Origin of the sequence: Neobacillus sp. D3-1R, from assembly GCF_052180215.1 — a bacterium.
Classification (GTDB): Bacteria; Bacillota; Bacilli; order Bacillales; family Cytobacillaceae; genus Pseudoneobacillus.
The window spans coordinates 718,002-742,454 of the sequence record NZ_CP197471.1; the positions used below are offsets into that span (position 1 = coordinate 718,002).

Genomic DNA, 24,453 nt, shown 5'->3' on the forward strand with positions numbered 1-24,453 from the left:
TTACTATGTCATTCTATCCCAAAAACGGTGTTAACAACCCCAATACTTACTAAAGAATATGTTTTTGATTTTCAACCTAATACTTATTTATGGGTTGTGGAGATAATTGGAAAAAAATAAGCCTGCTCACATAAGAGCAGACCTACTGTTTTATAGATTCGTTGATTTGTTTGGACGGATGTTTTTAGAATTGGATGCCCCATTTAAAAGTAGATTTGCTACAATTAAACCTAATACGATGGCAATGACTAAAACACTAGGAGATCTAAGGGGAATTTCAAGAAACAGAAGAAAAGGTGTGTGCAAATTGAATTTAGAATCATTTTTTTCTGAAAAAATTAGCTCAGCTCTAAAGAATGACCCGCCTGGAGCATGGATGCCGAATCTTCCAGCTGGGTGTATTCGCTTAAGTTCAGGCCATCCTGACCCAGAAGTGGTTCCAGCAACTGAGTTGAAAAAGGCGGTGGCAACTTTAATTGAGGAAGAAAAGGATTTGCCGCTACATTATACCGGAAGTCCACGGATAGAAGGGTTAAAGAAATTGATTTTAAAAAGATTGTCAGAACGAGGAATGATGATTAACGAAACGGAACTTATCATTACCTCAGGAGCCTGTCAGGCAATCGACCTAATTGCCCGCATCTTTCTAGATAGCGACGCGGTCGTGGCTGTCGAGTCTCCCACGTATATGGAAGCCCTAGAAGTTTTTCAAAACTATACCAAGCAGATTATCAGTGTGCCTGTAGATGAGAGGGGATTGCTGACGGAACAATTAGAAGCATTGCTGGTGGAACGAAAGCGTGATGGACTTGCTATACCCCGATTTTTATACACCATCCCAACCTTTCAAAATCCAACCGGCACGACAATGACAAAAGAGCGCCGCAAGCATTTGTTGCAGCTGGCCGCAGAATTTGATTTCCTCATCGTTGAGGATGATGCTTACGGGGAATTGTCATTTTCAGAGCCATCAGTGCCACTAAAAGCAATGGATTCAAGCGGCCGAGTTCTGCACGTCGGATCACTCTCCAAGGTGGTCGCCCCAGGAATGCGCATCGGCTGGGTAGCAGGGGCAAGTGAGTTTATTCATGCACTATCTTGGTTCAAAAAGGACTTAGATCATCCATTCGCACAATCTAGTATGGCTGCCTATTTGGAAAATCTAGACTTCGAAAAGCAGCTGGATAGTTTAAGAGATATATATCGGAGAAAATGTACTGCGATGGTCCGTTCATTAGCGGAATTTCTTCCTGATTCCGTTACCTGGTATGTGCCTGACGGGGGCTACTTCGTTTGGGTAAAAATCCCCGGGGTGGATACGTCGGAACTCTTAACACAAGCTCTTGAACAAGGTGTTTCCTTTATCCCAGGAAAGTATTTTTTCCTGGAACCTGAGGACGGTGCGGAGTATCTGCGGTTATCGTTTAGTTATGCGAATGAAGAGCAGATTGAAAAAGGGATTCGGAGATTGGGACAGCTAGTTTCCGTAAATTGATGGTTTCTAATCTTGAAGCTTCTTTTAGATACGTACTACTTTAAAAGTATCAGGTTCTCTTATCAGAGACCCTGACACTTTTTTTAAAAGCACCTTTATTTCTATCCTGAATAGGGGAAACAGACAAAATATTTGAGAGGCAGAATATACGATAACCTTTTCTTAAGAAGCAATAAGCCTTGACTCTGTCTTCTTTTAAATCAACAACTCTAATCTTTCTTTGAGAAATAGCCCCATTTTTTGAAAGATAAATCATTTCAACTGGCAACTGCCTTTCTGATGCTCTTAACAAGATTCCGCGCATATCTCTCCCTCCTTTACTATATATTATAGAACGTTTGTTCTAGAAATATACATGTAAGTTTTGCCTTGGGGAAGGGGGGATACTGGATAAAGCGGGATAAAAAGTGTACATTAGAAGAGTCATGATGGACAAAACGGTATAGGAGAAATACGAAAGTGTCCATCATAAGAATCATGATGGACAAAACGGTATAGGAGAAATACGAAAGTGTCCATCATGAGAGTCATGATGGACAAAACGGTATGGGAGAAATACGAAAGTGTCCATCATAAGAGTCATGATGGACAAAACGGTATGGGAGAAATACGAAAGTGTCCATCATAAGAGTCATGATGGACAAATTGGTATGGGAGAAATACGAAAGTGTCCATCATAAGAGTCATGATTAGAAATGCTAATTTAAATATGTACATTCTTGCTTGAATAAAAATGTACAAAATCGATTGCTCATTTCATACTAATCTTGGGGGGATTAGTATGTATATAACGCTAAATGTTGAAACTAATTTTGAGATTAAGAGTCTTTCAGACTTGCCAAAATTTAAACAACTAATGGAGCATTTAAAAATGAAAATTAATAAAAGTAAATTAGCAGAAGAATTAGGTGTGGATCGAAGAACGATTGATAAGTATCTGGGGGGATTTGTCCCGAAACGCAAACGAGAAAAGCCTTCTAAAATTGATGAATACTATGAAGTTATTGCAGCCCTTCTTAGCGAAGATTCAAAGCAGGTTTTTTATTATCGGCGAGTGCTTTGGCAATATCTTAAGGATAACCACGGTTTAAATTGTTCTGATTCTGCATTCCGTGCCTATATTGCACGAACACCAGAATTTAAAGCCTATTTTGAGGATGAGAAGCGTATTTCTTCCCCTACGGGGACGGTTCGTTTTGAAACACCTCCAGGCAAACAAGCTCAACTAGATTGGAAGGAAAGTATTCAGTTTGAAACAAAAGATGGGGAAAAAGTAGAAGTCAATGTTGCGGTGTTACTTCTATCGTATTCTAGATTCCGTGCTTTCTATTTAAGTATCTCTAAGTCTCAAAGTGTACTGCTCTCTTTTTTAACGGAGGCATTTGAAGCATTTGGAGGCGTACCCACTGAAATTGTAACGGATAATATGAAAACCGTAATGGACGAGGCAAGAACAGAATTTTCTGGCGGGAAAGTAAATTCAAAGTTTGAGCAGTTTGCGAAGGATTTTGGTTTTAAAGTAAAACCTTGTATTGCAGGCCGCCCAAGGACCAAAGGAAAAGTAGAATCAACGATGAAGTTATTAGATGAAATTCATGCTTACCAAGGGCAATTAACTTTAGAAGAGCTACATCAGTTTATACAAGATTTATGTAATCGAATTAATCACGAGTTGCATCAAGGAACAGGTAAAATACCGGTTTTTGAATTTAAAAAAGAAAGGAATCACTTACTCCAGCTACCAACTGAAAAAGTAAGAGATTCCTATCGCATCAAACATACACAAGTAAAAGTCAATGCGTCTAACATGATTTCCTACAAATCCAATCAATATTCGGTACCAGCCGAATACCGAGGAAAAAAAGTAGGCTTACAAGTGTACGATGAACAACTATGGATTTATTATAACACGAAACTCATCGCTCAACACTCAATCAGTAACGCAAAACTCAATTATCAGGAAGAACATTATAGAGAAAGTCTACTTGTTTCAGCCCCGTATTATCCTGAGATTGATGAATTAGCCAAACAAAATCTAGCAGCGATTGGAAAGGTGTATAAATAATGAATCCCGGTACAAATTATCAACATTTACTAAATAATTTAGAGTATTTAAAACTCAAACAAATGATGGTGCATCTAAATCAAGTTATAGATTTCAGCGTACAAAACCAATTATCATTTGTGGACACCCTTATTAAATTAACAAATTACGAAATTGATGTGCGTGAACAAAATATGATTCATTCTATGGTGAAGGTTGGAGCTTTTCCACATTTAAAAGAAGTGAAGGATTTTGACTTTGATTTTCAACCGTCCATCAATCAACAGCAAATTTTCGATTTTTTAACGTTACGATTTATTGAGAAAAATGAAAATATCGTCTTTTTAGGACCGAGTGGTGTTGGTAAAACCCACTTGGCCACATCAATTGGGATTCACGCAGCTAAGAAGAGAACAAGTACGTATTTTATCAAGTGCCATGATTTGATACAGAATCTGAAAAGAGCGAGGTTGGAAAATCACTTAGAAAATCGATTGAAACACTATGCAAAATATAAGCTTTTGATTATTGACGAAATTGGATATTTACCGATTGATCAAGAGGATGCGAAAATGTTTTTTCAACTTATTGATATGCGTTATGAAAAGCGCAGTACGATATTTACAACGAATATAAACTTTAAAGCATGGGATGAAGTCTTCCAGGAGCCAAAGCTAGCTAATGCGATATTAGATCGAATTTTACACCATGCGACTGTGGTGACAATGGTAGGCAATTCATATCGTTTAAAAGATCATTTAGCTAAAGAAAACGAGTAATTTTGTACATCCTTATACAAGCGAAATTGTACATATTTGTGTTGACATTTATATCATGATGGACAAAACGGTATAGGAGAAATACGAAAATGTCCATCATAAGAATCATGATGGACAAAATGGTATAGAAAAATATAAAAAGTGTCCATCATAAGAGTCATGATGGACAAAACGGATGGAATTTAAAACAGTTACTCACGATCTTTTCTAATTTCAAAATAACTCCATTGACGAACACCTGAACTTGTAAAATTCTTATGAAGTATCCTCCTAATCCTCTTCTTCGACTCCACCACCCCACACCACTCATGTACTAAATTGGTGGTAATTTTCCTCTCAGGGAAAAGAAGCCTCAACTCCTCAACAGAACGCATAACCGCTGCCGATATCAATTCTACTCCACCACAATCGCTACAAACTACATTCCTCCCCTCTACGTACACTGAGAATGAATAACATGTCTTGCAGGTTATTCCTTTTTTAAGCTGTTGATAGTCGTAGGATGGTAGTTTGGAATTGGCCGATTCTGTTTTATGGAGTGAAACTAATTTTTCAGCTAGCCTTTGATGGGAACTATTTAAATGTGATGGCTTCATGTCTAGCTTTTTCAAAAAGCGAGTAATCTGTGTTGGAAAAATAAAAGGAATATTCATAGGGGCTTGATATAAAGTAAACTCGGGGTTAATAAAGACCACGTAGGCTTCAATCTCTAAGTTAATTCTCAAATGTTGGAGAAGTTGGTGGAACAATGATTTACTTCGTTTTAGCTGATCTAAAGGATTGCTAATTTCTTTCCCAGAAACCATTTGAAAGTTATCTGGAGCATAACTATAATCCCCTTCCAAATTTTTTATTTCAAAAAGGAAAATCGTACCTTGATGAATAATCGTAGTATCAATTTGAAATTCTTTATTATTAAACTCTAGTAAAAGGTCATTCAAAACGTAGCTCTCATTCTGAAGTTTTTCAGTCAAACGATCAAACTGACATTCACCCTCATAGCCCTTTTCTAGGCTCCAATAATACTTTTCTTCCTCTGGTGTCATATCACCGCGGTAGTGTAGAATCCTTAAAATTCTTAAGAGTATTGATTCCGTTCGTTCTTTAAAAACCATAATCTACTTCACTCCTTTCTAAACTCAATTTTAATAAAAAAACTCAAGGCCGCATAATGTATTATTTGTGAATACTACCTTCCCTAGGTCTCAAGTCTTATATAAAAATCAAGCTTAAGCTCAATTATATGAAATAACAAAAAAAGGTAAGATGAAATCAAGATAACATTAGGAGGAAAAAACAATGAAAAAACTTGGTTTATTAATAGTTGGTGGGGTTGCAGCTATCATCTTACTTCATACAATCGGTCCGATGATTGGACTTCTAATCGGTTTAGGATTGCTCTATTATATTTTTAAAAAGTTCTTAAAAACAAAATCTACGGGTAAGAAAATTTTCTTGGTCATTATTGGGTTCATTGTTCTAAATGCTATTTTCCATCACATCCCTGCTATTATGGCAGTTGGGGCCGCATTTGTTTTATACCTTGTTTATAAAGAATGGAATGAAACAAAAGTTGAAACCCGTAAAGAAGACAATGATTCATTTGTAAATTTTGAAAAGCAATGGAATGAAATCGTGAAATAATGGTTCGATTGGCGCAGGGGCATGAATTGTAGAAAATCCATTTATAAAATACCAATACGGTAAAAACAAGTCTTTATTGCCAAAGACAGATTAAAGAACCAAAACTGTAAGGAACGATCCTTATGAAATCATTATTATGAGTAAGGATAAAAAGAAAATAAATTAATCGTACAACAAGGGCCTCCTCCTAACTGGAGGCTCTTTCTTTACTATCCGGAGAACACTTAAACTAGGAATCTCCTCACTTTTTTACATGAAAATGCAACCTTTTACTAGATTAAAACGTTTTATATTATAGGAAGATTTATATAAAAAGGAGCTACACTCATTTTGACTAGAACAATAGAAGGTAAAAGGCAACGCCAAAAAAAGACAATCTTGCTCATCTTAGGGGTATTAATTTTATCAGTAGTAGGATATGGAGCCATGTTAATTTATAAAGCAAATGAAACAATTAATAATACTTATGTAGATTTAAAAAGAGATGGAAATAAGTCGGAACTTAGGGAAGAAGAAGTAATATTTGGGAAAGAGCCTATTTCAATTTTGCTATTAGGCGTTGAAAAGTATTCGACAGATGGCAAGGATGGGCGTGCGGATACACAGATGGTGGTAACGCTGAATCCCGATACCAATGAAATGAAGATGGTCACGATTCCAAGAGATACGAGAGTGATGATTGACAATGCAGGCGAATATACGGGCATTCATAAAATCAATTCAGCCTATACCTATGGATCGATCACTGGATATGGTGCAGCTAAACTTCAAATTGAAACAATTGAAAAATTATTAGATGTACCTATTGATCGATTTATTGCCATTGATTTTGACGGTTTTCGTGAAATTGTCGATGCGGTAGGTGGTGTGGATATCGATATAAAGAAAGGGTTTTGGGAAAAAAACATTTTTGACGATAACAAGAAAATTCATTTTGAACAGGGAATGACTCATTTGAACGGAGAAGAAGCCCTTGCCTTTGTTCGTATGAGAAAAAGAGCCGTCAATGCAACGTATACAAGAGACGAAAGACAAGAACAATTTTTACATGCCTTAGTCGATCAAGCTGTTTCAACTAAAACCATCTTAAAAGTTGGCAAAATATCAGAAATTCTTGGCAAACACGTGGAATCCGATTTAACCGCAGAAGAAATATATGATCTTCAAAGACGGTACTCTAAAATAAATAGATCATCTATCCAATCTCTGGCGATTGCAGGTCAAGATCAGAGGGTAAACGGAGGGTCTTATTTTATTCCGACAAGAGAGGGATTAGAAGAAGTTCACGAAAAGCTTCTTGAAAGTTTAGGATTAGACCAGGATCATGACTTTGAAACGAATGCGGATGTAAGATAAAGGAGAATACATGATGCTAGGAAATCTAGAAGAATACGATAATCCTATTTATATGATGAGGAATATGAGCCATTTACCGATGAACTAGCATTTTATCAAATGAAAACATGTTTGCGCACTACCAATTACAAATTGATTTTATAGAAAAATTAATGGTTCAGATTCAAAAAACAGAGAATCAATCCAACTTGACAGAAGAAGACTTCGAAAAGAATTATGAGTAAAAACTATTCCCCCTTAAACGAGCTAGCGGTGGTATAATTTTAATAAAATGGGTAATTTTGTATTTGTGAGGGAGATGAAGAAATGGAAAAGAATGAAAAATATTTAAGAGCGAAGAAAAAAGTGCAAATGCTTAAAGCGTTTTACCTACATTTAACGCTCTACATTTTAGTGAATATTTTACTTTTTGTCATTAACCTTAGTTCAGATGCTGGCAATTGGTGGTTCCTATATCCACTAGGTGGTTGGGGAATTGGGATTTTAGCCCATGGTATATCCACTTTTGCATATGGCAACTTCGGATCAGCCTGGGAAGAAAGAAAAATCAAAGAATATATGGACAAAGACCAGTAAACTTACAATAAAATTAATAATCAGAACCGGTTGGTACCTATTTATTTAGGTTATCAACCGGTTTTTCCATTTAATCAACCGAAATAGCATCCAATTAATGCTTTAGTTAAAAAATAAATGCTCGACTTTCGAGGGGAAATGCTCGAGTTAAAAAATAAATGCTCGACGTTCAAGGGGAAATGCTCGAGTTAAAAAATAAATGCTCGACTTTCGAGGGGAAATGCTCGAGTTAAAAAATAAATGCTCGACTTTCGAAGGGAAATGCTCGAGTTAAAAAATAAATGCTCGACTTTCCAAGGGGAAATGACCGAGTTGAAAAATATATACTCGACTTTCAGGGAGAAATGCTCGAGTACAAAATTCACAAACATACATATCTTCCCACCTATTAGGTTTACACTATTTTTAATAAGCCTATCTAGGAGTGTTATTATATGTGGCTAGTCTATGCCCTTTTATCCGCTGTGACGGCAGCGGCGGTTGGGATTTTTGGGAAGATGGGACTTAAAACGGTTGATTCTAATACTGCTACTGCGGTCCGATCGATTATTATGTCGTTGTTTCTTATTTTGGTAGTAATTTTTCAAGGTAATTTGAATAAAATTCCGATTCTTTTCGAGGACAAAAAATCCCTTTTTTATATTGCTTTGACTGGAGTGGCGGGGGCAACATCATGGATTTTCTATTTTTTAGCTCTAAAGTATGGAAAGGTTTCTCAAGTCGCCCCAATCGATAAACTTAGTGTGGTCATTGTTACGATAGCTGCTGTTCTATTTTTAGGTGAAAAAATCAGCTTATTAGGTGGGATTGGTATTGGTCTCATAGCGGTGGGAGTCATTATTGTGGCATTGGCTTGAGAAATGGTTAACAAAAGAAGGTTTTTATGAAATACTTAAATCTAAAAAGAGGGTATTCATTATGATCGAAAAAAATGCGCAATATTGGATCACCAATCTTGGACTCCTTCCCCATCCAGAGGGAGGCTATTATAAAAGTACATATGCCTCGGATGCTGTCATTCCAGGTATCAAGGAGCGTAAACTTTTCACTAGTATTTATTTTCTTTTAGGATCCAATGATATCTCTCATTTTCATCGACTAAAATCGGATGAACTTTGGTATTTCCATGGAGGAAGCTCCTTAACGGTTCATGTAATCGATGAAAGTGGAGAATACAAAGAAATGAAGTTAGGTCTAAATTTTGAAAAAGGGGAAGTTCCCCAAGTATTAGTACCTAAAAATACGATATTTGGTTCCTCAGTTCACGAAGAAGACACCTTCTCCTTAGTAGGATGTATGGTATCACCTGGATTTGACTTTGAAGACTTTGAATTGTTTGACCAAGAGGAGTTACTGGAATTGTATCCTCAACATGAGAAAATCATCAGAAAGATGGCTTATCAATCAAAAGATAAGAGTTAAGAATTCAGTGGCCTTTTAAAATTAAGGCAGTTGTCAAAATATAGAGCCTGTATCTAAGATTACTAAGTAATCTAAAGATATAGGCTTCTTTTTATTGGGATTAATTTAATATATATAGCCTCTAATAACATGATCATTTTTAAGCAATAACGGAAGGAGTTTAAGCTAGAATGTTCCCATAGCATTACTAATTTTGCACATCAGGGGATTGGTGTAACTAATACATATTATAGGTAATTTATGGGGAAGGTATATTTTAGTATATCTTTTTTGGAGGTTACTTATGAAGGAAAAGGGAAGCCAGATCCGGCTAACAGCAGGTGAGATTGCCCAACTTTGGATGCAATACTTAAATGATAGTTCAAGCATATGTGTTCTTTCGTATTTTTTAGAAAAGGCTGAGGATGATGAAATTAAGCCAATCATTAAATTTGCTCTAGAGTTATCTCAATCACATATTCAAAAAATTACAGATATTTTAACTGAGAAAAAGAATGTTGTTCCATATGGTTTTAAAATAGAAGAGGATGTTGACATAACTGCTCCTCGACTTTATTCTGACAGTTTTGTCCTTAATTTTATAAACCAAATGTCTAAGATTGGACTTACCTCATATGCTGCGAGCGTAGCAACATCTGTAAGGGATGACATTAAAACTTATTATATGGATTGCCTTACTGAAACAATGGAATTAAATAAAAAATCAACCGAATTACTTTTATCTAAAGGATTGTTTATTAGATCTCCTAACATACCTAATTTAGAGAAGGTTGAATTTGTGAAAAAGCAATGGTTTATGTTTGATGTGTTTGGCGAGAAAAGACCATTAACAGCTGCTGAAGTAGACAATTTATTTGCCAATCTCCAAAGAAATGCTTTGGGAGTTGCGGCTCTTACTGGATTTAGTCAGGTTGCAAAAGGTAAGGATATAAAACAATTCTTTTTAAAAGGATTAGAAATTGGAAATAAACATTTTCAATTATTTAGAGGTAAGTTAGAGGAGAGTAAACTTCCGTCACCTATGGGGTGGGATTCAGAAATAACAAATAGTACAACCTATACGTTTTCTGATAAACTAATGATGTTCTTCACATCTGGTTTAATTGGTTTGAGTATAGGTTTTTACGGTACAGCTATCAGTCAAAGTCCAAGAGCTGATATTAATGCCATGTATAACAGGCTATCCTTAGAAATCCAGTTGTATGCTGAAGATGGAGCAAATATTATGATAAAAAATGGATGGTTGGAACAACCTCCTATGGCATCTGATAGAGATGAATTAATAAGGAAAAAGAATCAATGATAAAACGACATTAAAAATGATACTTAAGGAATAGAGCGATTCTTCAATAACGAAGGATCGCTTTTCTGACCTTTATAGGGGAATTCACCTTAAGGTTCATTCCAAAAAACACCCATTAAAATAATAAAGAAGATAATCATTATTACAGCTAATACAATTATATTCAAAAAAGTCTCCATGCAATTTGATGATACTTTTTCTAAATGGAACAAACGCAGTGGGTTGGGAAAGAAGGTATCTACTTCATATGTGTGGAATTGTATTACAAAAAAACAAGGATAACTGAGGTAATAATGATGATAAATCCTATTCAAATTTCCTTAAGAACAGGAAATATAAATGATGCAGAAGCTGTGTTAGAACTTGAAAAAGAGGTTTTTTTAGAAAATGAGTATATGATTTCCGTAATAGAAGAGTTTGAAGAGACATCAGAACAATTAAGAAACTGGATTGGGGAAATCTTAGAGAATAAAAGAAAACAATTAATTGTGGCTGAAATCAACGGGAAAGTTGTTGGTATGATTGTCTTTCGATCTAACAGTACCAAAAGGCTTTCTCACACTGGTTCTTTTACTGCAATGGTTAAAAAAGAGTATCGTAATCAAGGGATTGGAAAACTACTTATTAAAGAACTCTTAAATTGGGCCGAACAGAACCCACTAATTGAGAAGGTTAGTTTAGGTGTATTATCAACAAACCAGCGTGCTATCGCATTGTACAAAAGTATGGGATTTATAGAAGAGGGACGTAAAATTAAAGAAGTAAAGTTTAGTCAGGACATATATGTAGATGATATTCTTATGTATAAATTTGTTTAAACACAAATCAACTAACGGTGAATCATGACAATAAAAATACAAATGTAGCTAATGGAGGTTTTTCATATGTCGGGTAATACCTCGGAAAAAAAGCACCTTTTGTTGAAAATCATCGCAACGAGAACAACTTTTTCTCAAGACATGACCGAAGAAGAACGGAGCATCATGGGGCAACATGTTAGCTACTGGACGGACAAGCTAAATCAAGGGATTGTTGTGGTTTTCGGACCAGTCCTAAATCCGAATGACCCGCACGGAATTGTTATTGTTGAAGTTGAGAACACAGAGCAAGTCCCAACGCTCATCGCAGATGACCCTGGCGTTATTGCAGGAATTTTAAAAACGGAAGTTTATCCAATGAAGGCTGTGTTACCGAAATAACACTCTTCATCCTCATCCTAAATAAAATGTAAATGGGGCAAATGTGACAAAGGCATTGGCTCCCTTCATTTTGAGGGGTTTCTGCAATAAATTCTGTAAAGTAAAACCAATCATGACCCTGCAAACATGAATGGAGCATAATAAACAAACAAGACCAAATTCAATTGATAAAAATTTGGTCTTGCGTAAAGAAGGGATTTAAATATTAGTTAAAGGTATGAATTAACATTCTCTACCTTCAATATTAATCGCATCGATTCGTTTGCAATCCACAATAAGAGTTGAACCAGGCGGTTCATTCTCAAGTCCCGTAAAGAAAGCACAACAATTTTTGTCATTAAAAGCAACAAATACTACATCTTCAATGCGTGCACCGTTAGATAAAAATAAATCTACTTCAGTTCCTGGTTGCAGTTTTCTTAACTGGTCACAAATACATCCCTTACATTTGTTCTCATGTTCTTTTTTTCCATATTCCTTTTTCTCATGTTCCATACATTCTTCACATTCATGAGAATTGTCATAATTTTTTTCCTTATAGCGATATTCTCTTCCCATATATATAATTCCTCCCTTCGAAAATATTTACTTACAGAATACTTTATGAAGGAAAATAGCAATAGCTTGGACAAATTAAGTGGTTTAACCATACATTTTCTTTTTAAATAAGTAGGGTATAAACATATTTTTATCGTTCTGCAATGTACTAAAGAAATTGAGGTGAAATGGATGTCGCAAAATGGAATTGTTTTAGTAGCGAGTGTATCAATTTTTATTGATGATAAAGTCTTGATTATTAAAGAAAGTAAACCTACTGCTTTGGATAAATGGAACTTTCCGGGTGGACATATTGAATATGGTGAGGACATTCTCTATTCAGCTCTGAGGGAAGTAAAAGAGGAAACGGGGTTTAAGGTAAAACTGATTGGCACGACTGGTGTATATAATTTTATTAGTAGTACGAACGATCAAGTTATTTTATTTCATTTTATTGGAGAGGTTACTGGGGGATATTTAAATCTCGTAGAAAATGAAATTTCTGACAGCAAGTGGATAAAAGTATCGGAGCTTGAAAGATTAGTGTGTTAAGGCATTAAAGGGGCAGTATAGTGGAGTAAGCATTTTATATTTTAAAAAATGGAAATATAAAGACCAATATATTCATTTAGAAAAGGAAGATGGTACTTTGAGAACTGAAAAAGAGAAGATGTTGGCTGGTGAAATGTACGATCCTACTGATCCTGTATTAGTAAAAGAACGTGAGGAAGCAAGACGGAAAGTAAGATTATATAATCAAACATTAGAAACCGAAGGAGAAAAACGGACACAGTTATTAAAGGAGCTACTCGGTTCAACTGGGGAAAATGTATTTATGGAGCCGAATATACGCTGTGATTACGGGTCCAACACACACGTTGGAGAGAATTTTTTTGCAAACTTTGACTGTATCATTTTAGATGTATGTGAAGTGCGATTTGGTAATAATTGTATGCTTGCACCTGGAGTCCAAATCTATACAGCAACACACCCGATTCATCCAAATGAACGTAATTCCGGAAGAGAATATGCAAAACCGATTACATTTGGAAACAATGTATGGATTGGTGGAGGTGCAATAGTAAACCCAGGCGTAACGGTTGGAAACAATGTTGTCATCGCATCGGGTGCAGTAGTGACTAAAGATATACCAGACAATGTTGTCGTTGGAGGTAATCCAGCTAAAGTAATAAAACAGATTGATATATAGCAAAGTATTTAAAAAGCAAGGTAGTTGGGCAACAACTAAGTAAACAAAAAAAATAAAACCTTCCTAAAAAATTAGGAAGGCTATTTGGCATGCTCTTTTCACCATATCTTTTCCGAGAGTTTATTTTGCTTTTTTCGCTGACTTATCACCAATACCCATTTTAACAAGGGTGGGACAGCAAAGTAGATAAAGAATACTCTAAATAACTGATAGCCGGTTACCATCGAAAGATCGGCATTCACTTCATGTGCAATGATCCCTAATTGGTCCGCACCACCAGGGGCTAAGCTCAAGAACGCTGTCACTGGTGTGAAGTGGTAAAAATGGACAAATAGTAAACTTAACACAAATGAAGCAGCTACCATAACCATCCCATTTAATAAGGCCAATGTGATGATTCTTCCTTTATGTTGCAATTTTTCAGGCTTTAATAACAGTCCTATATAACCGCCAATCATTAACTGTGAAATGACTAATAAGGCGGAGGGAACTGGAGGGCCTTCAAACCCAATAATATTTAGAACTGCTGTACTAAAAATTGGACCTAGTAAATAGGGTGTAGGCCATTTCATCTTTTTACCCAGCAATGCAAAAACAAAAGAAATCAACATAAATAAAATGAATAAGGGAATGGAAAAATTCCCATGTTCTTTTAAAAATAAATCTGTTGCTACAGATGATTCTCCTTTTGGAAATAAAGGAGAGAAGATCAGAAGCGGGACAAAAAAGACAATCATGAGCACTCTTGTCACCTGTAGAAAAGCGACCGTCGTGATATCAATATTTTTTACTTCTTCCGCAAAAGTAATGATTTGCGAAAGACCACCTGGAATACTCCCCGTTAAAGCGGTGGGATAATCGACTCCAGTAAGACGAGAGAAGAAATACGCCATCCCTGCTCCAAATAAGATAATGGTCAATGTCATGACAAGCATGGATGGCAGTTTGACAACCATTTGCAGTAAAGCACTTTTGGTAAAAGATAATCCCATTGAATACCCAACAATGATCAATCCAATGTCTCGAATCCAACTGGGCCATGTGAAAAAGTGAAAAAGGCGGAACCGCGATGTGATCAAAATAGCAGTCATTGAACCTAATAGCCATGGAACAGGGATCTTGATAAGACTAAAAAGAAATCCGCCAATAAGGGCAATGACTAGTGTTCCAAGAAATCGATTCAATTTATTTTCTGATAGAGCTGAAATTTTCATGATGGAACCTTCTTTAACAAGTTTTTCAATATAACTCAACAATATATTATAACCTTATAAATAAAAAAAACGAATTTACCTCACTTAACTTGCAGGAATTTTAATCAAAAAGGTTGTACCTTTGCCCTTTTCACTTTCCACTTCGATAATCCCTTTTACTTTATTGACTGTACTGTAAACCATCAACATACCAAGTCCTGTACCTTCCTCCTTGGTGGAATAGTACGGCTTGCCTAGTCGTGCAATTTCTTCTTTTGTCATGCCAATGCCAGTGTCTTGTATTCTAATCTCAATCGTTTGCTTTTTTTCCGATATATGGATGAAAAGTGTACCACCATCAGTATCCTTCATTGCCTCAATTCCGTTTTTAAATAAATTAATTAGGCATTGCTGAATTTGATTTCGGTCGTAATGGGTATGTAATGAATTTTGAAAATGAAATTGAACATCCACTTGATGCATATTGGCATAAGGAATAATCAGATTTCTCGTATATTCTACCTCTGCCTCTAAGTTGGAATACACCATATTTTCTGACTGTGGCTTGGCGAATGATAGGTAATCACTAACGATTTTTTCGGCTCGATTCAATTCGAGTAACGATAATTCTATGTATCTTTTTTCATCAGGTGTGATGGTTTTGGATTGATTTAATAGCTGTAGAAATCCACTAGTAACGGTTAGAGGATTTCGGATTTCATGAGAAACACTCGCCGATAACTCACCGACTACATTTAATCTTTCAGATTGTAGATATTTTTCACGATTTTTAATATTGGTTCTGACTTGCTCGATTAGAATCATAATAATGACCATCACCCCAACATGCGTGGATAATGCATTAAAGGTGAGAATCCAAAATTCCTTCGTTAACTTTCCAAAAATGATACTTAAGATGGTAAGGTAAAGTCCCATCGTTAAAAACGAAACCATTGTGGCAGTTACGATTCGATGTCTGGAATCCATTTGTATAAACTTTTTATGGAGGAGTGGAACTAGTATAAAGATCAATGTTGAAAAAAGAAAGGAATGAATGGTTCCTTCTCCGCCTATATAAAAACGATAAACATTTAAGACAACATATAGGGGGAAAACATGTTTATATCCTCCAAAGAGAGCGACGATGATAAACGGAATGTATCGTAAATCAAAAATGAAACCAATTTTTAGTTTGATTGGCATGGTAATACATAGAATCATCGTTAGGGTAGATAGGAGTATCAATAACTTTTTATTATAAGAGTGTGGTCTGTTTTCAAAAAATATTAAAACAATGACAACTGGAAATAGTAAAAATAAGAAGTTTAATAGTAAGGTTTCAAACAAGGGATAACGTCCTTTCAATTAAAACACCATACACCGTTTATTATTATACAACATAACAAATGGGTGGAAATGACAAATAGATAAAAATAATAATTTACTATTTATGGAATTAATGGTATAGTTTCCTTACATTTAAGAGAAGGGAGTGAGAGTTTACGATGCAAAACCAAATGAAGATAACCTTGGAATTGAATGGAATAGCTCTTACTCCTACGTGTGTAGAGTAAACAACACTATTAGAAAAAACGTTTAAGCCACAGGGTTACGGTTGTTGACCCTGTGGCTTTTTCTATGACATTCAATCCAGTTGGATATTTTCAAATTACCTATACTGGAGGAAAATAAAATGATGAATTTAAGTATGATGCAAAGAGTAGTAGAAACAGTGAATGAGGAATGGAAAAGCCCGTTAGCAGAGAAAATTCTTGAAAGATGGGGGTATGACGAAGGACAGGTTTTCTATTTCCGTGCAAGCGCCAACTTTCTTTTTGTTTTTAAGAGAGAAGGGGTTCACTACTTTTTAAGATTCAGTGATGCCTCTGAAAAAAATCTAGCTTTACTGGAAGCTGAAATGGAGATTCTTGAATATCTTCGTGAACAGCCAGTGAAAGTCGCACTGCCGGTGAAATCACAAAATGACCGTTTAATAGAAACGGTTGAAACGGAATTAGGCACTTTTTATGCGGTTGTTTTTGAGGCTCTACCTGGCAAACAATTTGAAACAGAAGAGCTAGAGCTTGAACAATTTTTTACATGGGGAAGTGCATTAGGAAAGCTTCATGAGGTTATTAAAATGATGCCTGAACAATACCGTTTAAAACGCGAAAGTTGGAGGGATCAATTATCCTTTGTCCAAAACCTTTTACCGGTTGAAGAAACGGCTGCAAGAGATGAATTAAACGAGATTTTAAATTGGGCAGAGAGATTAGAAGTTTCTGATGATCATTTCGGTTTGATTCATTTCGATTTCGAGCTAGATAACCAGCGTTGGAAAGACGGGCAGATTGGAATGCTAGATTTCGATGATTGTGTGAATCATTGGTATGTAGCTGATATTGCCTTTGCCTTAAGAGATCTTTTTGAAGATGAAGTAGATGTAAATAATGAATCGTTCCAAGCATTTATCTCAGGGTATAAGAGTGAAACTAAACTTGATTTTCGTCTACTAGAAGACTTGTCCATGTTTAGACGAATGCATAATCTAGTTACTTTTGCTAGAGTGCTGAAAGCCGTTGATATAGCGGAATCTGCGAACCATCCGGAATGGCTAGCGAACTTAAGAGTAAAGCTATTGAATCGTTTAGACCAATATCGTGCTTCTTTTTCATATGTTAGGTAATATTTTTAGTAGAAGTAGTCATTTTAGGGTGACTACTTCTATTTTTTTTTATCAACCGCTTTGGCCGAAGTATCAACCGATCCTGAACTTTTATTAACCGCATTTCCACATTTATCAACCGCCACAAAAATTTATCAACCGTTTGAAGTTTTCTCTTCTTTTATCATTAACTTGTTTTGAACTCCCTTACCGTTCAATGTTAAAATTCCAAGATTGTTCTTTGTTTCAATAAGGTTAGTAGAATGTAATGGTTGATACCGGAGTTTGTCTTTCCAAACAAAAAATTCTGGTTCAGTATCTGTCCGGGTAATATGGAAAAATTCATCACAATATCTATGAATATCTTTATTTTTACGCTGGAAACTATTGAACATCATCGCTATTTTTAAAAGCAATCCTCCAAACCCAGAAAAGCTTGAGTTTTTAATAGGACTACTAGTAAACTGGCTAATTTGTAAGTCACGGCCATCTGGAAAAGAAACGGTTGACCTAACTGAGGAAGCATAATGAACATCTCCTGAAAGAATGATGCATTCACTCGGATTCCACTCCGCTATATGAAGTAGGAATTCGGTAAATCCTTTCCCATTATATTTCCACGCTTCGTAATCAATGGCATTTTGAATATTGATTCCAAGAACTCTAAGAGGATAGACATAATCATGTAAGAAGGATTCGATCAATCCCAGACCGTATACAGGTGTAGGGGAAATAATGATTAGAGCTTGTGGGCTTCTCCAACCACTCTCCCTTAGAAGGTTAGAAGCGGCAGCCCATCCTTCCTCACTTACAAGAATAGGGGCAGGTGGTTTTTCTTTAATGATTTTTCCAAACTTTAAAGGTTGGGGAGTTAACTCGTATTCTCGATGGGTGCGAATATCTAAAAATAGTGCTGGTGACTGAGTAGCTGTAACGAACTGCCAACCATTAAAGTGCCACATTAAGTCTAACCATTGATTGTATTGGCTGGACATCTTTCCAGCAATCAAAGAATGGCAGTATTGTTCGACCACATTTAAAAAAGAAAGGTCAAAATTCTTTGGTTGATTTCCCCAACCTTGAAAGGCCCAATAAGCCGTTAGCCCATTTGCAACGACATGCCGGCCAAGTGGTGCGGAATAGACATTATTTTTCCAATCATAGCTAAGATTCCAATCATCCGTGATATCATGGTCATCAAACATCATATACGTTGGAATATTTGCTAACAGTCTTCTTATTTGATAAAGAGAATGCTGAAATGGAATTAATGCTTCTTGCTGTTCTAAATATCTCTTTTGTAAATTGGACCTTTCATACCGGTATTCCTTTGATTGATGGTCTTCGTTTGAGAAAATAAAGTATATTCCATTATTTTCTAGTAAATCTTCAAATGATTCGAATAGTTGATTTTCCACAGCTAGCTCCCAAAGATCCGGGCTCCATGATAGTAAATAAAGTGCAGCGTACTCCCCAAGTTTAATTAAATGGTTATGAGCGGTATTTGAGGTGAATTTACATAAGTGTTCCATGATAAATTGTCTGCCATTTACCTGTTCCAGAGCCATTTTAAAAGGTTCATTATCTAGTTGTTTATCAATATTTAAAAGATATTCATCCCCGATAAGTTGATTACCCAATTTGGTTAGGACATGAATTAACGGGTCAGGAATATCATCCGCATATATTTGGTCCCCCATGAGAAACAGTGAATCTGGTCGTTCGGCGAAATTATTAAATTCCTTTTGAAGAAGTGAATCCGCTAGAGTTAAAGTATCCTCGCCATCCCCATGAATTTTTCGGCAAGAGCCATATATTACTTTTGAATCATACCTTTTTTTAATATGGAACGTAGGATACTGAAGATTTCCATATACAATCGATTGAGGTTGATGAGGATGGAGTAAATCAAAACTGCTCAGATCCAAATGTTGATTCCCTGCGGAGAACTTTAAATTATAGCCAAGTAGGGTGTCAGTAGGGAAGGATCGGTTACTAGGGGATATTTTGATAAGATAAACATATAGTTGCTTACCTAGTTGGATTTCTTGTGCCATGGTATATGTTGGAAGTAAGTCGTAATGGGTTTTGTCTTCATTTATGGTAATCTCGTAAATTTCGGAATTTATAGCCTGCCGCTGACTTAACGCAATCCATATATAAACTTCAGAGGGGGCAAGGCGACGAATAATGGGTCCAGCAAGAATCGTAGGGAAATCTAATGAGTACATACCATCACCTCAGTATTTGATTCCTATTAGTATATTCGTCTACCAAATTGGCGTGCAGTTGTTTGCATATCTAGTTCTACAGGGGCTGCTATTAACATTAAATCCCTATATTTTAATAGAAATCCATTTATACACTTTTCCTATTAGCATCTAAAAAATGATTTTATCAACCGGATTTTCGTTTTTATCAGCCGCATTTGTACATTTATCAACCAACTAGAGCACATTATTAACCGTAAACCAGATTTATCAACTTTCGCCTATCCTAGTACTTCTTTCATAATTCTATTTTCATACAAAGTAATAGGAACTGTAGGCACTTTTAGTAAAATCGATAGGGTTTCTCATAGAAAAGAAATGAATAGTATAAATCACTAGTTATCTAATCTTAGTTTAGAAGGGAAAGGAGGTTGAATATGAAAAATATCCGCTTAAACCGAATCATTTCTCTAATGATCACAGCTATCCTAACCTTCCTATTAATTTTTCCTACAGTAGGTCTGGCGAAAGGCTCTGATAATAAACAAGATCATATGAAAAATAATAACCAACATAAAACCCATCAACCATATGTAGGACATGGCAGGGATAAAGCAGCCCCCAAAAAACAGCTTAATCAAAAATCCACTCATCTTCCTCAAAAAAATGCTTTTAAAAATAACCATAACTCTCTAGAAAAAAATACTCCAAACAAAACAGAAAAAAAGAACCATACTACCTCTTCAAAAAATCAGTCTAATACAAACAAGAGCACCCAAATTCATCTTCATTTAAAAAATTGTTGGAAATCCGTTACTTCTGTATTCGTTCAGTGGAACGGTGAATGGAAGCAAATGTATACACAAGGGAATTCTCCGCTTTATAAGCTAAAGGACAAAGGCGAATATGTAAAAGATGATATAACAGGGTTTAAACTTATGACACCAACAGGGGAAGTCGTTGTCCCAATTGACCAAGTAAGAATTGGCGTTGAGGCACAGGGGACAATTAATTATTGGTTAGAGAGCTGTGAAAAGCCTAAGAAGGAAGAAGAATCTGCACCAGTTATATCTAAGCCTGTTTCTTCTGAAAAGGTCACTCCTTCCAAGGAGGTAAAGGTTAAACCTAGTGAAGAAAAGGCTGAAGAAAAAACAAGTAAAGGTTCTAATGAGAAGAATCCAACCTTAACAGGTGTACTGCCTAAAACTGGTGAATCCAGTCCAATTTATTTTTATCTATTAGGACTTCTATTAGCTTCACTTGGTGTCTTCTACCTTTTTAGAAAACGAAAATAATTAAGCTTAAATAAAGAGAGAGAATCATTCTCTCTCTTTTTAAATAGAGGTGCTCAATGATGAAGAAATTCTTAGCCGTTTTATTAGTCCTTTTAGGTCTTGGAACTATGCTCTATCCTAAAGGAATGCAGATTTATAGTTCATATAAGCAAGAAAAGCTGTTCCAAGAATGGGAACAGCAACAGCAGGTGGGAAATTCTGAGTTAGAAGAAAGCTATAAAACTCTAGAAAAAGCATTCTCTAAAGACAATGATTCGCAATCACATTCAGAAACAAGCGTTCAGCAGAAATCAGACGAAAACCAGCAGCAAGGGATGATAGGAACGATTGAAATTAAGAAAATTGATTTAAAGCTGCCTATTTTAGAAGGTGCGGACCTTAAAAATCTTGAGATTGCAGCAGGGCATTTAGAGGGTACAGCTCCACTTGGTCAAGTGGGGAATTCAGCCATTGCTGCCCATAGAAGCCGTGCTTTTGGAAAAATGTTTAATAGACTTAATGAAATACAGGTTGGAGACGAAATAAAGGTACAGGATAAACAGAATCATTATACTTATCAAGTTTATGACATTTTAATTGTAAATCCTGATAACTTATCTGTTCTAGAGTCACAAGGTTCGCATAAAATCCTGACTCTCATCACCTGTGATCCAATTGATACAGGTACTCATCGCTTAATTATCCATGCTAAACTAGAAACTAATTGAGATTTCCAACTATAGAGATATGATAAAGCAGAGGGGAGAACCCCCTATTTTCTTTTATGCTAAAATAGATATGGTTCAATATTTCATCTCTGTAGGAGTGAGAACGTGTTTGACTATTTGAAACAAAAAGCAGTAAATCTCTTTCCAGGCTATTTTGCGTTAGTTATGGCAACAGGCGCATTATCCATTGGAACTTATCAGCTTGGGATGGAGTGGATTGGCAGGCTTTTGTTGTATGTCAATTTGGTTGCTTACCTTATTTTATGGCTGCTTACCCTCATTCGCCTTTTTTGCTATTTTCCTAGAGTAGTAGCGGATATAACAAGTCACACCATTGGCCCTGGATTTTTCACATTAGTGGCTGGAACCTGTGTTTTAGGAAGCCAGCTGATTATCGTTGCTGATTATGTTTCCATCGCTAAATACTTATGGGTACTAGCTATTCTTTTGTGGATTGTCATTATGTATACCTTTTTTGCGGGTGTTACGGTGAGAAAGGAAAAACCACCTATTGCTGATGGCATCAATGGGGCATGGTTGATTGCGGTTGTTGCCTCTCAATCCATTTCCATCCTTGGAACTCTGCTTTCTTCGTATGTCCAAAATGGGCAGGAAATCATTTTATTTATTACATTATGTATGTACTTTTTAGGATGTATGTTATATCTAAACATCATTACGCTAATCTTTTATCGATTTACTTTTTTAAAATTAGATCATTCTGCTCTCACCCCGCCATACTGGATTAATATGGGGGCAGTTGCGATCACCACTTTGGCAGGTTCCACGCTCATCCTTCATTCACATGACTGGAACCTGTTGTTAGAAATCACCCCTTTTTTAAAAGGGTTTACACTGTTTTTCTGGATTATGGGCACATGGTGGATTCCGTTGTTATTCATTCTGATGATATGGCGTCACTTTTATCATAGATACCCGCTTTCTTATGATCCACAGTTTTGGGGTATGGCGTTCCCTCTGGCCATGTACACAGCCAGCACCTTTCAACTATCCAAGGCATTAGATGTTCCATTTTTGATGGTTATACCAAAATTCATGGTGTATATCGCAATGGCTGCATGGATATTTGTTTTTCTAGGCTTAGTTCATCACTTGTTTCATCATTTCATCCGCAAAACAAAATTACCAGCAGAGGACTCATTTTACGAAGGCTAAATTTCAGGCACCACAAGTAGTGGTGCCATCTGTAACTATATTCTTCTTAAAACTCTAGAGCCGTTAAACAAAGCCCAAGGTTTATCACTGTTGTTAAAATAGAACTTTATCGGCTTCTCAAATTTTACTAAAACTAGGGTATCGGGCCCGCTTGCTCGAAGGTCAAACTTTTGATCATCCATCTCTACATATAATTTTCCATCTTCAAAAAGTATCTTGGTATTGCCGCCTTCTTTTGAAGTATAGGTACCCACAAATTTCTTTATTTCATTAACTGACATTTCGTAAAACGGTTCTTCACTTTGTTTATGCTCTATTGGTAACCCAAGAGCCGTATTCACAGCAGCAAGCCAAATATCACCGGCACTTACACCACCAACATTGGTTAGCACCGTAACAACTAATTTTTTCTCAGGAACAAAACCAAAGTTTGATGACACACCTGGTTGCCCCCCGCCATGTTGGACAAGTGTAAATTCACCTGCATAATTAGGAGTGACATTTAATGCATACCCATAATAGGAATTTCGTCCAACCTGAATGAAGGGCTCCCACATTTTTTGAGAATGTGGAAACTCACCATTTATGTATACTTGACCATATTTCAGTAAATCTACGACATTTGAACGGATTCCTCCGCCTACCTCGAAGTTTCCTAGTTTGGGCCAATCTACTTTTTCAACCTTATTCAATTTAGTATTAAAATGGTAAGGCACAGACACATTATCCATTTTTTCTAACTCTTCTAAGCTAAAAGTGGATCTGTCCATCTCAAGTCGCTCGAGCAGCTGATTTGTCATATATCTTCGAAAAAGTTTTCCTGTTATTCTTTCGATAATCGCGCCTAATAATAGGAAAGTATCGTTGCAATAACTGAAATATTCACCAGGGGCACCTAATAACTCGTACTCTTCTTTTGCTAAATAGGCAGAATGATCCCTGAAATGATTCCAAGCTTCAAATCGTTCCATAGGTGGAACTCCTGTCGTGTGAGAAAGAAGATGGCAGATTTTAATCGAATTCATATCATGTACACCATAAAGTTTGAATTCTGGTAAATATTGAATCACAGAATCCTGAACAGATAACAAACCCTGATTTTGCAAATCCATAATGGCTAAGGCAGTAAAGGATTTCGTTACGGAAGCAATTCCAAAGATCGTTTCTGGAGTCACTGGCAACTGTAATTCCACATCTCGATAACCAAACCCTTTTTGAAAAATCGTTTCTCCGTTGGATGAGATTCCAACTGAAACTCCTGCAATATTCTCTTCTTCCATTTTATTCAATATAAATTCTTCTAATTTCATCCAATCAAATTCTGCCATAACATTACCTCCTATTATTAAAAAGGTATTCGACAATTTATAGTTAATTACCTCCGAAACCCTTTATGTGTACTATTAAAATTGGGCAGAAAGAGAAACAATCAAAGAGATTTTTTACCGAAAAGTTGATAAATTGTAAAATCGGTTGATAAAGTCTGATTTGAGGTTGATAAATGGGCCAAAACGGTTGATAAATGTGGAAATCCGGTTGATAAAACGAAATCCACTGTTCAAAAGCATGTGGGTTTCTCTAAAAAATCAACAAATCAATCAGCACCCAACCTAGTTTTCAAGTTTAATCCACTAAAAAAGCA

The 24,453-nt window shown here is 36.0% G+C and carries 23 protein-coding genes and 1 pseudogene; 17 read left to right on the plus strand and 7 right to left on the minus strand.

What is annotated here, in order from left to right; translation table 11 throughout:
- Positions 1–307 precede the first annotated feature (307 nt).
- Positions 308–1,495 carry an aminotransferase-like domain-containing protein gene (locus ACSBPO_RS03445; protein WP_442600302.1) on the plus strand — a complete coding sequence of 396 codons (1,188 nt, stop codon included), beginning with the start codon at positions 308–310 and terminating at the stop codon, positions 1,493–1,495.
- Between the two features lie 49 nt (positions 1,496–1,544).
- Here ACSBPO_RS03445 and ACSBPO_RS03450 read toward each other — a convergent pair whose 3' ends face one another.
- On the minus strand, positions 1,545–1,799 hold the full coding sequence (locus ACSBPO_RS03450) for a WYL domain-containing protein (RefSeq protein ID WP_442598690.1): 255 nt from the start codon (positions 1,797–1,799) through the stop codon (positions 1,545–1,547).
- A 477-nt stretch (positions 1,800–2,276) separates the two neighbouring features.
- On the opposite strand from ACSBPO_RS03450, the gene istA reads away from it, so the two are divergent.
- A complete protein-coding gene (istA, locus tag ACSBPO_RS03455) occupies positions 2,277–3,560 on the plus strand; it encodes an IS21 family transposase (protein WP_442594257.1) in 1,284 nt (427 codons plus the stop codon).
- Positions 3,560–4,318, plus strand: coding sequence for an IS21-like element helper ATPase IstB (gene istB, locus ACSBPO_RS03460; RefSeq protein ID WP_442594255.1), 759 nt, complete (start codon positions 3,560–3,562; stop codon positions 4,316–4,318). The genes istA and istB overlap by 1 nt, the downstream gene beginning before the upstream one ends.
- 191 nt (positions 4,319–4,509) lie before the next feature.
- Here the strand turns inward: istB and ACSBPO_RS03465 are convergent, their stop codons facing one another.
- Positions 4,510–5,433, minus strand: coding sequence for a nuclease-related domain-containing protein (locus ACSBPO_RS03465; RefSeq protein WP_442598691.1), 924 nt, complete (start codon positions 5,431–5,433; stop codon positions 4,510–4,512).
- A gap of 184 nt (positions 5,434–5,617) precedes the next feature.
- Between ACSBPO_RS03465 and ACSBPO_RS03470 the strand changes: the two genes are divergently transcribed.
- The 8 genes from ACSBPO_RS03470 (at position 5,618) to ACSBPO_RS03505 (ending at position 11,818) form a co-directional block, all read left to right on the plus strand.
- Entirely contained in the window at positions 5,618–5,962 is a 345-nt protein-coding gene (locus ACSBPO_RS03470; protein WP_442598692.1) for a lmo0954 family membrane protein, read from the plus strand.
- Positions 5,963–6,292: 330 nt separating this feature from the next.
- On the plus strand, positions 6,293–7,318 hold the full coding sequence (locus ACSBPO_RS03475; protein ID WP_442598693.1) for an LCP family protein: 1,026 nt from the start codon (positions 6,293–6,295) through the stop codon (positions 7,316–7,318).
- A gap of 306 nt (positions 7,319–7,624) precedes the next feature.
- A complete protein-coding gene (locus ACSBPO_RS03480; protein WP_442598694.1) occupies positions 7,625–7,894 on the plus strand; it encodes a 2TM domain-containing protein in 270 nt (89 codons plus the stop codon).
- A gap of 434 nt (positions 7,895–8,328) precedes the next feature.
- Positions 8,329–8,751 (plus strand): EamA family transporter, encoded by a 423-nt coding sequence (locus tag ACSBPO_RS03485; RefSeq protein ID WP_442598695.1) that lies wholly within the window; start codon positions 8,329–8,331, stop codon positions 8,749–8,751.
- A gap of 61 nt (positions 8,752–8,812) precedes the next feature.
- Positions 8,813–9,316 carry a cupin domain-containing protein gene (locus ACSBPO_RS03490; RefSeq protein ID WP_442598696.1) on the plus strand — a complete coding sequence of 168 codons (504 nt, stop codon included), beginning with the start codon at positions 8,813–8,815 and terminating at the stop codon, positions 9,314–9,316.
- Between the two features lie 283 nt (positions 9,317–9,599).
- Complete coding sequence (locus tag ACSBPO_RS03495) at positions 9,600–10,619, plus strand: DUF3231 family protein (RefSeq protein ID WP_442598697.1); 1,020 nt, start codon at positions 9,600–9,602, stop codon at positions 10,617–10,619.
- 296 nt (positions 10,620–10,915) lie between these two features.
- Positions 10,916–11,437 (plus strand): GNAT family N-acetyltransferase, encoded by a 522-nt coding sequence (locus ACSBPO_RS03500; protein ID WP_442600303.1) that lies wholly within the window; start codon positions 10,916–10,918, stop codon positions 11,435–11,437.
- 66 nt (positions 11,438–11,503) lie between these two features.
- Entirely contained in the window at positions 11,504–11,818 is a 315-nt protein-coding gene (locus ACSBPO_RS03505; protein WP_442598698.1) for a YciI family protein, read from the plus strand.
- Positions 11,819–12,040: 222 nt separating this feature from the next.
- Here ACSBPO_RS03505 and ACSBPO_RS03510 read toward each other — a convergent pair whose 3' ends face one another.
- Positions 12,041–12,376 carry a hydrolase gene (locus ACSBPO_RS03510; protein WP_442598699.1) on the minus strand — a complete coding sequence of 112 codons (336 nt, stop codon included), beginning with the start codon at positions 12,374–12,376 and terminating at the stop codon, positions 12,041–12,043.
- Positions 12,377–12,547: 171 nt separating this feature from the next.
- On the opposite strand from ACSBPO_RS03510, the pseudogene ACSBPO_RS03515 reads away from it, so the two are divergent.
- A pseudogene (locus tag ACSBPO_RS03515) lies at positions 12,548–12,889 on the plus strand (NUDIX hydrolase); the annotation flags it as partial.
- Between the two features lie 115 nt (positions 12,890–13,004).
- On the plus strand, positions 13,005–13,565 hold the full coding sequence (locus tag ACSBPO_RS03520) for a sugar O-acetyltransferase (protein ID WP_442598700.1): 561 nt from the start codon (positions 13,005–13,007) through the stop codon (positions 13,563–13,565).
- Between the two features lie 98 nt (positions 13,566–13,663).
- Here ACSBPO_RS03520 and ACSBPO_RS03525 read toward each other — a convergent pair whose 3' ends face one another.
- Both ACSBPO_RS03525 and ACSBPO_RS03530 read right to left on the minus strand, forming a co-directional pair.
- Positions 13,664–14,779 carry an AbrB family transcriptional regulator gene (locus ACSBPO_RS03525; protein WP_442598701.1) on the minus strand — a complete coding sequence of 372 codons (1,116 nt, stop codon included), beginning with the start codon at positions 14,777–14,779 and terminating at the stop codon, positions 13,664–13,666.
- Between the two features lie 84 nt (positions 14,780–14,863).
- A complete protein-coding gene (locus ACSBPO_RS03530; RefSeq protein WP_442598702.1) occupies positions 14,864–16,105 on the minus strand; it encodes an ATP-binding protein in 1,242 nt (413 codons plus the stop codon).
- Positions 16,106–16,451: 346 nt separating this feature from the next.
- Between ACSBPO_RS03530 and ACSBPO_RS03535 the strand changes: the two genes are divergently transcribed.
- Positions 16,452–17,444, plus strand: a complete 993-nt coding sequence (locus ACSBPO_RS03535; RefSeq protein ID WP_442598703.1) for a phosphotransferase enzyme family protein — start codon at positions 16,452–16,454, stop codon at positions 17,442–17,444.
- Positions 17,445–17,578: 134 nt separating this feature from the next.
- Here ACSBPO_RS03535 and ACSBPO_RS03540 read toward each other — a convergent pair whose 3' ends face one another.
- The gene (locus ACSBPO_RS03540; RefSeq protein ID WP_442598704.1) at positions 17,579–19,654 is read right to left on the minus strand and encodes a hypothetical protein; all 2,076 of its coding nucleotides are present in this window, start codon (positions 19,652–19,654) and stop codon (positions 17,579–17,581) included.
- A 416-nt stretch (positions 19,655–20,070) separates the two neighbouring features.
- Here ACSBPO_RS03540 and ACSBPO_RS03545 point away from each other — a divergent pair, with 416 nt between their 5' ends.
- The 3 genes from ACSBPO_RS03545 to ACSBPO_RS03555 all read left to right on the plus strand — a co-directional run bounded on the left by ACSBPO_RS03545 (position 20,071) and on the right by ACSBPO_RS03555 (position 22,811).
- Positions 20,071–20,928: an LPXTG cell wall anchor domain-containing protein gene (locus ACSBPO_RS03545; protein ID WP_442598705.1), complete on the plus strand. Its 858-nt coding sequence runs from the start codon at positions 20,071–20,073 to the stop codon at positions 20,926–20,928.
- Positions 20,929–20,984: 56 nt separating this feature from the next.
- Positions 20,985–21,635 (plus strand): class D sortase, encoded by a 651-nt coding sequence (locus tag ACSBPO_RS03550; protein WP_442598706.1) that lies wholly within the window; start codon positions 20,985–20,987, stop codon positions 21,633–21,635.
- Between the two features lie 105 nt (positions 21,636–21,740).
- On the plus strand, positions 21,741–22,811 hold the full coding sequence (locus ACSBPO_RS03555) for a tellurite resistance/C4-dicarboxylate transporter family protein (RefSeq protein ID WP_442598707.1): 1,071 nt from the start codon (positions 21,741–21,743) through the stop codon (positions 22,809–22,811).
- Between the two features lie 35 nt (positions 22,812–22,846).
- On the opposite strand, the gene ACSBPO_RS03560 is transcribed toward ACSBPO_RS03555, so the two are convergent.
- Positions 22,847–24,139 carry a serine hydrolase domain-containing protein gene (locus tag ACSBPO_RS03560; protein ID WP_442598708.1) on the minus strand — a complete coding sequence of 431 codons (1,293 nt, stop codon included), beginning with the start codon at positions 24,137–24,139 and terminating at the stop codon, positions 22,847–22,849.
- Positions 24,140–24,453: the final 314 nt, after the last annotated feature.